The organism is Sulfuritortus calidifontis (assembly GCF_003967275.1).
Classification (GTDB): domain Bacteria; phylum Pseudomonadota; class Gammaproteobacteria; order Burkholderiales; family Thiobacillaceae; genus Sulfuritortus; species Sulfuritortus calidifontis.
In genome coordinates, this window is sequence record NZ_AP018721.1 from 2712732 (window position 1) to 2720636 (window position 7905).

At 66.3% G+C, this 7905-nt stretch carries 7 protein-coding genes; 1 reads left to right on the forward strand and 6 read right to left on the reverse strand.

Annotated elements, in window-relative coordinates; all coding sequences use genetic code 11:
- Positions 1-107 precede the first annotated feature (107 nt).
- Positions 108-2099 (reverse strand): putative bifunctional diguanylate cyclase/phosphodiesterase, encoded by a 1992-nt coding sequence (locus EL388_RS13725; protein ID WP_165919190.1) that lies wholly within the window; start codon positions 2097-2099, stop codon positions 108-110.
- Between the two features lie 69 nt (positions 2100-2168).
- Positions 2169-3947 carry an ABC transporter ATP-binding protein gene (locus EL388_RS13730; protein ID WP_126463941.1) on the reverse strand — a complete coding sequence of 593 codons (1779 nt, stop codon included), beginning with the start codon at positions 3945-3947 and terminating at the stop codon, positions 2169-2171.
- Positions 3948-4060: 113 nt separating this feature from the next.
- Between EL388_RS13730 and EL388_RS13735 the strand changes: the two genes are divergently transcribed.
- Positions 4061-4357 carry a hypothetical protein gene (locus EL388_RS13735; RefSeq protein WP_126463942.1) on the forward strand — a complete coding sequence of 99 codons (297 nt, stop codon included), beginning with the start codon at positions 4061-4063 and terminating at the stop codon, positions 4355-4357.
- Positions 4358-4367: 10 nt separating this feature from the next.
- Here EL388_RS13735 and mnmE read toward each other — a convergent pair whose 3' ends face one another.
- The 4 genes from mnmE to rpmH are packed head-to-tail and all read right to left on the reverse strand — an operon-like array spanning position 4368 to position 7847.
- Positions 4368-5708: a tRNA uridine-5-carboxymethylaminomethyl(34) synthesis GTPase MnmE gene (mnmE, locus tag EL388_RS13740; RefSeq protein ID WP_126463943.1), complete on the reverse strand. Its 1341-nt coding sequence runs from the start codon at positions 5706-5708 to the stop codon at positions 4368-4370.
- Positions 5692-7332 carry a membrane protein insertase YidC gene (gene yidC, locus EL388_RS13745; RefSeq protein WP_126463944.1) on the reverse strand — a complete coding sequence of 547 codons (1641 nt, stop codon included), beginning with the start codon at positions 7330-7332 and terminating at the stop codon, positions 5692-5694. Before yidC ends, mnmE begins: the two co-directional genes overlap by 17 nt.
- Before the next feature lie 3 nt (positions 7333-7335).
- Entirely contained in the window at positions 7336-7716 is a 381-nt protein-coding gene (gene rnpA / locus EL388_RS13750) for a ribonuclease P protein component (protein WP_232019139.1), read from the reverse strand.
- Entirely contained in the window at positions 7713-7847 is a 135-nt protein-coding gene (gene rpmH, locus EL388_RS13755; RefSeq protein WP_126463945.1) for a 50S ribosomal protein L34, read from the reverse strand. The genes rnpA and rpmH overlap by 4 nt, the downstream gene beginning before the upstream one ends.
- Positions 7848-7905 lie beyond the last annotated feature (58 nt).

Here is a 7905-nt window from a genome sequence, read left to right on the forward strand (position 1 = left end):
GCCCCGTTTCTTTAGAAATCATGCGCTTAATGCGCCCTCAATGCTGGGCCGAAAGGCCGCCCATGATACGGCAAAGGCCTTCTGGTTTCACGTGAAACTTGCCGGCCTCAGGCGGCCAGGCGCTCGGGATGATGGAGCAGGTAGCCCTGGGCGTAATCGGCGCCCATTTCGTGCAGGCTAGCCAGGGCCTGCTGGCAGGTGACGTGCTCGGCCACCACCTTCAGTCCCATCTGCTTGGCGATGCGACAGGTCGATTCGACGATGACGAAGTCGAGCGGGTCGTCCATCATGTCGGCGACGAAGCTGCCGTCGATCTTGATCAAGCTGACCGGCAGGTTCTTCAGATAGGCGAACGAGGCCATGCCGCTGCCGAAGTCGTCCAGCGCCACCTGACAGCCCATGCCGCGCAGGACCTGGATGAAGCGGGTGGCCTTGGCCAAGTTGGAGACGGCGGCGGTCTCGGTGATCTCGAAGCCGATGCGCTCCGGCACGATGCCGGCGGCGTTGATCCGTTCCACCACGAAGTTGAGGAAGGACTCGTCGGCCATGCTCGGCGCCGAGACGTTGACCATCAGGGTCGGGCACTGGTCCGGCGCCTGCCCGCCCAGCCAGGCCAAGGTCTGGCCCAGCACCCAGCGGTCCAGGGTCTGGACCAGGCCGTAGCGTTCGGCCGCCGGGATGAAGGCCATGGGCGGCACCAGCCGACCGGCCTCGTCGCGCATGCGCACCAGCACCTCGCACAGCGCCGGACCGGCCTTGGGCTCGCCCACCCGCATGATGTTCTGGAAATGCAATTCGAAGCGCTCGTCCTTCAGGGCCTGGCTCAGCTTGGGCAGCCATTGCATCTCGCCCTGTCGCTGCAGGGTCTCGGCGTCGTCGGCCTGGTAGACCCAGACCCGGTTGCGGCCCTTTTCCTTGGCCAGATAGCAGGCGGTGTCGGCGGCGCTGAGCACCTCGGTCAGCTGCCGGCTGGCCGGCCCGATCTCGGCCAGGCCGATGCTGGCGCCGACGTGGAACAGCTTGTCCTGCCAGCCGAAGCGGAAGCCGTTGAGGTCGGCCAGCAGCGCCTCGGCGATCTCGACCGCCTTGGCCACCGGGCAGCTGGCCAGGAGCAGGCCGAACTCGTCGCCGCCCAGCCGGGCCACGGTATCGCCGCTGCGGACATGCCGCGGCAGGATCAGGGCGACCTGCTTGAGCAGCTCGTCGCCGGCGATATGGCCACAGGTGTCGTTGACCACCTTGAACTGATCGAGGTCGACATAGAGCAGGACATGCAGGCTGTCGCGCAGGCGGGCATCCTGGATCAGCTCGGTCAGCTGCCGCTCGAACACCAGGCGGCTGGACAGTCCGGTCAGGGCGTCGTGGCTGGCCGCCCAGGACAGCTGGTCGGCCACCGCCAGCGCCCGCTCCTTCTGCTCGGCCAGCTCGGTCTCGCTGCGCCGGGAGCGCCGGATCACCGCCCGGGCGATGAAGAAACTGAACAACACGGCGAGCGCCGCCAGGCTGGCCATGTAGACCAGGGCCCGGTGATACTCGGCCTCGGCCTCGACCAGGGCCCGACGGCTGGCCTCGCGCTGCAGCTCGATCAGGCTGTTGAACTGGGCCAGGATGCGCACCTCCATCGGCCGCACCTGGCGCAGCAGCAGCTGGATCGCCTCGGCCCGGCGGTCCGACTGGGCCAGGGCGAGCACCCGATCGTGCAGCACCTCGTCCTCGCGCACCAGCTGGCGCGCCTTTTCCCACACCGCCCGCTCGCCCTCGGCCATGCCCGCGGCAAGCAGGGCGTCGCGGGCGACGATGAAATCGGCGGCGTGCTGATTGAAACGAATGAATTCCTCGTCCTGCTCGAAGGGGTCGGCGACCACCGCCATCTGCAGCAGGCTGTTATAGCGCTCCCGCGCCTGGCTGCGCATCTGGTAGACGCTCTCCAGCTTGACGTTCTGCCGCTCGACGATGGCCTGCATCCGGTCCTTGATCGCCACCATGCGCAGCAGGGCACCGGCGATCAGCAGCGTCATCAAGGCCAGGACCAGGATGAAGCCGATGCCGATCACCCGCTGGGTGCTCAGTTGAGCGAGCCGGATGGACCACTGTTTCATGCCGTTCATTGAAGCGGCTTGCGACCGGTCTTGTCCATGCTTGGCGCCCGTTTGTTTCACGTGAAACCCTCAGGCGTGGCTATAGAGCTTGTGATAAAGGCCGCCGCTTAGCATCAGGCTGTCGTGGCTGCCCTCCTCCACGATGCGGCCATTCTCGAAGACCAGGATGCGGTCGGCCTGGCGCACCGCCGACAGGCGATGGGCGATGATCAGGGTGGTGCGGCCGGTCAGGAAGCCGGCCAGGGCCTGATGCAGGCGGCGCTCGGTCTCGGCGTCGAGCGCCGAGGTCGCCTCGTCGAGGATCACCACCTGCGGCGCGGTCAGCACCATGCGGGCGACGGCCAGGCGCTGACGCTGGCCGCCGGACAGGCGCACGCCCTGGCGACCGACCACGGTATCCAGGCCCTGGGGCATGTCGGCGACGAAGTCCTTGAGCTGGGCGATCGCCAGCGCCTGCCACAGCTCGGTCTCGCTCCGCTCGCGACCCATGCTCAGGTTGGCCCGCACGGTGTCGTTGAACAGCACCGGGTGCTGCAAGACCACGCCGACGTGCTCGCGCACCTGGTCCCAGCCGATCTCCGACACCGGCACCCCGCCGTAGCGTACCGTGCCGCCCTGCGCCGGATACAGCCCGAGCAGGACCTGGACCAGGGTCGACTTGCCGCCGCCCGAGGCGCCGACCAGGGCGACCTTCTCGCCCGGCCGGATGTCGAGGTCGACCTGGTCGAGCACCGGCTCGCCGTCGGCATAGGCGAAGCTGAGCTTCTCCAGGGTGACGCCGACCGTGGCCTGGCCGGCGAAGGGATCGACCCGGGCCGGCCATTGCTGGGCGAGCTTGAGGTCGAGCAGGCCATTGACCCGGCCCAGCGCCGCATTGGCGGCATACCAGGCGTACTGGATGTTGATGATCTCCTGCACTGGCGACATCATGAACCAGAGGTAGCCGAACACCGCCATCATCTCGCCGATGCTCAGGTTGGAATAAACCACCATGAACATGGCCAGGGCGCGGAAGGCATCGAAGCCGACCAGGAAGACGAAGAAGGAGGCGCGGTTCATCGCATCCGACTTCCAGGCGAAGGCGGCGGCATGGTTGCGGATGTTGCCGGCATAGTCGGCCACCCGGGCCAGGTAGTGGCGCTCGCGGTTCATCGCCCGAATCTGGTGCAGGGCGTCCAAGGTCTCGGCCAGGGCCGCCTGGAACAACTCGAAGGCGCTGTTCTCCTGTTTCTTCAGCTCCTTCACCCGCTTGCCGAGCTTGGTCGAAAACAGGATCACGAAGGGGTTGAGCAAAAGGATGAACAGGGCGAGCTGCCAGTGCATCCAGAGCAGCACCGCCGACACCCCGATCAGAATCAGGACCGAGACCAGGAAGCCGGAAATCGACGCGCCGATGAATTGGTCGATGGCATTCAGATCGGTGACGAAGCGCGAGGTCACCGCCCCGCTGCCCAGGGTCTCGTATTCCGACAGCGCGATCTTCGACAGCCGCTCGAGCATGCGCTGGCGAATGCCGTAGACGATGTCCTTGGCCATGAGCGAGAAGGTGCGGCTCTGCCAGATGTTGAACAGCACCGCCAGGAGCCGCAGCAGGACGGTGAGCGCCAAGGCGGCCAGGATGAACAGCGTCGGGCCGTGCCAGGCCGGCGGGAACCAGGGCCCGACGGTGGCGATGAAGGCGCCGGGCTGATGCAGCAGCACCTCGTCGACCAGCAAGGGTAGGATCAGGGGTAGCGGCACCGCCCAGATCGCGGCGAACACCGCGATCAGGTTGCCCTTGACCAGGCTGCGCCGATGCCGTCGCAGTTCCTGCAGGATGTCGCGCCAAGTCAATGGAGAATCAGCCATGGCTAGCCTGTCCATGCCGAACTGAAATGGCGGTCGTGCCTGCCCTGTTCATCCTGGTCGCGTTTGCGGTAGACTTCATTCACAAATAAATCAATAAATTAGGGAGACAGGTCATGGCCAGCGAACCGCCGTTCGCCACGACGTCGGGCTTGAGCGTCGAGGGCACCCCGTCCGAACTCGAAATCTGGTACCCGCGCATTGTCAGCGAGCTGACCCTTTGCTGGAACCATAGCGGCATCGACACCTATCTGCACAAACTCATCATGGACGAGCGCCATGGGCGACGCGGCTTCCCCGAAGAGATCATGGAGGAGCTGCTCTTCCTGGCCGGCGTGCGCTGGCACCTTTATCCGCGCGACCCTAATGTGCCGGATGTCGATTGGATCATGTGCGCCCGCCGATGGCCCTGATCGCGCCAAACTACTTGCCTATGCAGAACTGACTGAAGATGCGGCCGAGCAGGTCGTCGGCGGTGAACTCGCCGGTGATCTCGTTCAGGGCCTCCTGGGCCAAGCGCAATTCCTCGGCGAACAGTTCCAGCCGCTGGCCGGCGGCGACCGCCAGTTCCAGATGGCGGCCGGCCCGGCGCAGCGCCTCCAGGTGGCGGCCGCGTGCCATGAAGGCACCCTCGCCTGCAGCCTGCCAGCCGGCCGCTGCCAGCAGTTGTTTTCTCAGCAGGTCGACGCCGGCGCCGGTCTTGGCCGACAGCCACAGCTCGCGGCCACCCTCGCTCTGCCGCGGCGCCCCGCCGGTCTGGTCGATCTTGTTGTGCACCGTGATCCGCGGGATGGCCGGCAGCCGGGCGAGGATCGCCTCCTCCTGTGGCCCCATGCCGTGGCCGGCGTCGACCAGCAGCAAGGCGACATCGGCCTTCTCCACCGCCGCCCAGGTCCGGGCGATGCCGATCTGCTCCACCGCATCGCTGGTCTCGCGCAGGCCGGCGGTGTCGATCACGTGCAGCGGCACGCCCTCGATCTGGATCGCCTCGCGCACCGTGTCCCGCGTGGTGCCGGCGATCTCGGTGACGATGGCCGCCTCGTAGCCGGCCAGCTGGTTGAGCAGGCTGGACTTGCCGACGTTGGGCTGGCCGATGAGCACCACGTTGAGGCCCTCGCGCAGCAGGGCGCCCTGGCGCGCCTCCTGCATGACGGCCTGCAGCTTGGCCCGGATGCCGGCCAGCCGGCCCCAGGCGTCGGCCTGCTGGAGAAAATCGATCTCCTCCTCGGGAAAATCCAGGGTCGACTCGACCAACATGCGCAGGTGGATCAGGCCGTCGACCAGCTCGCGCACCCGGTGCGAGAACTCGCCGGCCAGCGAGCGTACCGCCGAACGGGCGGCCTCCTGGCTTTGAGCGTCGATCAGGTCGGCGATGGCCTCGGCCTGGGCCAGGTCGATCTTGCCGTTGAGGAAGGCGCGGCGGGAGAACTCGCCCGGCTCGGCCAGACGGGCGCCTAGCGCCAGGCAGCGGTCGAGCACCAGCTGCAGCACCTGCGGCCCGCCATGGCCCTGCAGCTCGAGCACGTGCTCGCCGGTGAAGGAATGCGGCGCGGGGAAGTAGAGAGCGATACCCTCGTCCAGCGCGGCACCGGCGGCATCGCGAAAGCGGGCAAAGACGGCCTGGCGCGGGGCCAGCGCGCGGCCAACGATGCCTTGGATGATCTGGGAGAGGTCGGGCCCGGAGATGCGGACCACGCCGATGCCGCCGCGCCCGGGCGGGGTCGCGACGGCGGCGATGGCATCGGGCTTACTTTTTCCCGGCACGCTCGATCACGGTGTTGATCCGCCATTGCTGGAGGATCGACAGCACGTTGTTGACCAGCCAGTACAGCACCAGGCCGGCCGGGAAGAAGAAGAAGAAGACCGAGAAGACGATGGGCATGATCATCATCACCTTGGCCTGCACCGGATCGGGCGGCGTCGGCGACAGCTTCTGCTGGATGAACATGGTGATCGCCATCACCACCGGCAGCACGTAATAAGGGTCGCTGGCGGAGAGATCGGTGATCCACAGGGCGAACGGCGCCTGGCGCAGCTCGACAGCGCCGAGCAGCACCCAGTAGAGCGCGATGAACACCGGGATCTGGACCAGGATGGGCAGGCAGCCGCCCAAGGGGTTGATCTTCTCCTCCTGGTAGATCTTCATCATCGCCTCGTGCAGCTTCTGCCGGTCGTCGCCGAACTTTTCCTTCAGGCTCTGCAGGCGTGGCGCCAGCTTGCGCATCTGGGCCATGGACTTGTAGCTGGCGGCCGACAGCGGATAGAAGGCGCCCTTGATCAGCACGGTGAGCAGGATGATCGCCACGCCCCAGTTGTCGACCAGCTTGTTCAGCCAGTTGAGCAGCATGAACAGCGGATAGGCCAGCACGTGCAGCCAGCCGTAATCCACCACCAGATCGAGGCCGGGGGCCAGCGCCTTCAGCTTGTCCTGCTCCTGCGGGCCGGCATAGAGCCGGGTGGCGACCGACTTGCTCTCGCCCGGCGCCAGCTTGAGGACGGGCAGGATCATGCCGGCGGCATATTCATCGTTGCCCAGGGCGCGGGTGTAGAACTCGCGCCGGCCGCTATCGGTCGGGTTCTGGGTCAGCCAGGCCGAGACGAAGTGGTGCTGGACCATGGCGACCCAGCCATCCTGCGCCTCTTTCACGTGCTCCGCCTTGCCCTCGGCGATCTTCTTGAAATCGATTTTCTGGAACTTGCTGGCCTCGGTGTAGACCGCCGGGCCGGTAAAGGTGTGCATCAGGGCCGACTGGCCCTCGGGCGCCTGGCTGTGACGCATCAACTGGTAATAGGGGAAGGCATCGACCGTGGCCTGGCCGAGGTTGCGCACCGTCTGCTCGAGCTCGACCGCATAGCTGCCGCGGCGGAAGGAATAGGTCTTGGTCAGCTCGACGCCGCCGGACTGGGCGCGCAGAGTGAGCTTGACCACGTCCTGGCCGGGCTTCAGCTCACGCTCGCCCGGCACCAGTTCGAACACGGTCTTGTGGTTGGGCAGGTCATGGCCGATCAGGCCGGACTGGGCGAAGTAGTTGCGGCCCTGCCGCTCTTCCAACAGGCGGAAGGGTTTGGTCTTGTCTTCGTCCTGGTGATAGTGGCTGAGATCCAACTCGCGGATGTCGCCGCCGTTGGCGTCGATCACCGCGGTCAGCACGTCGGTCTTGATCACCGCCCGCGCGCCCTTGGCCGCGCCGCCCTTCGGCGTCTCGCTGGCCGCATCGGTCGCCTGCAGGGCCTGGCCCGGGGTCGGCAGCGCGCCCTGGCTCGGGGCCGCCTGCTGCGCCACCGCCGCGCTCGGCTGCTTGGGTTTGTTGTAGTCCTGCCAGGCCTCCCACAGCATCAACAGGGAGAAGGAAAACACGACGAAGGCGATGAGGCGCTGGGTGTCCATTTTTTAAGCGGTTTGCGAGATGGAATTGTTGGCACAAGACCGGCACTCTAACAGCAACCGGTCGAATTCATCCTGAATCTGCGTTTCCGGTGCCTGGCGCTTGAGCCGGACCACGATGTCGAGGGCGCCGAGTTGCGGCTGGCAGAGGCGGAAGCGCTCGCGCAGGCGGCGGCGCAACCGGTTGCGGTCCACGGCTCGCCGCAGCAGTTTGCGGGCGACCACCAGGCCCAGGCGGGAATGACCCAGGGCATTGGGCCGGGCCAGGACATCGAGACAGGCGCCGCGGCGGGCGCACTTAAAACGAAAAACGGATGAAAACTCATCCGTTTTGTGCAGCTTTTTTTCCCAGCCGAAACCGAACGGCCGGGCGGGCAGGGCGCTCAAACGGCCAGGCGCTTGCGGCCTTTGGCGCGGCGGGCGTTGATCACGGCGCGACCGCCCTTGGTGGCCATGCGGGCGCGAAAGCCATGGGTGCGCGCACGACGAATTTTGGAAGGCTGGTAGGTGCGTTTCATGTTGATACCCGAATTCGGTTCAAAGAAAAGGCGCGTATTAGACAGGGTAAGCCCCTAT

What these genes read in the sequence shown, in the direction of transcription:
- EL388_RS13725 (WP_165919190.1), bottom strand. Translation starts at nt 2,099, where the DNA reads ATGAAACAGTGGTCCATCCGGCTCGCTCAACTGAGCACCCAGCGGGTG.
- EL388_RS13730 (WP_126463941.1), bottom strand. Translation starts at nt 3,947, where the DNA reads ATGGCTGATTCTCCATTGACTTGGCGCGACATCCTGCAGGAACTGCGA.
- EL388_RS13735 (WP_126463942.1), top strand. Translation starts at nt 4,061, where the DNA reads ATGGCCAGCGAACCGCCGTTCGCCACGACGTCGGGCTTGAGCGTCGAG.
- yidC (WP_126463944.1), bottom strand. Translation starts at nt 7,332, where the DNA reads ATGGACACCCAGCGCCTCATCGCCTTCGTCGTGTTTTCCTTCTCCCTG.
- rpmH (WP_126463945.1), bottom strand. Translation starts at nt 7,847, where the DNA reads ATGAAACGCACCTACCAGCCTTCCAAAATTCGTCGTGCGCGCACCCAT.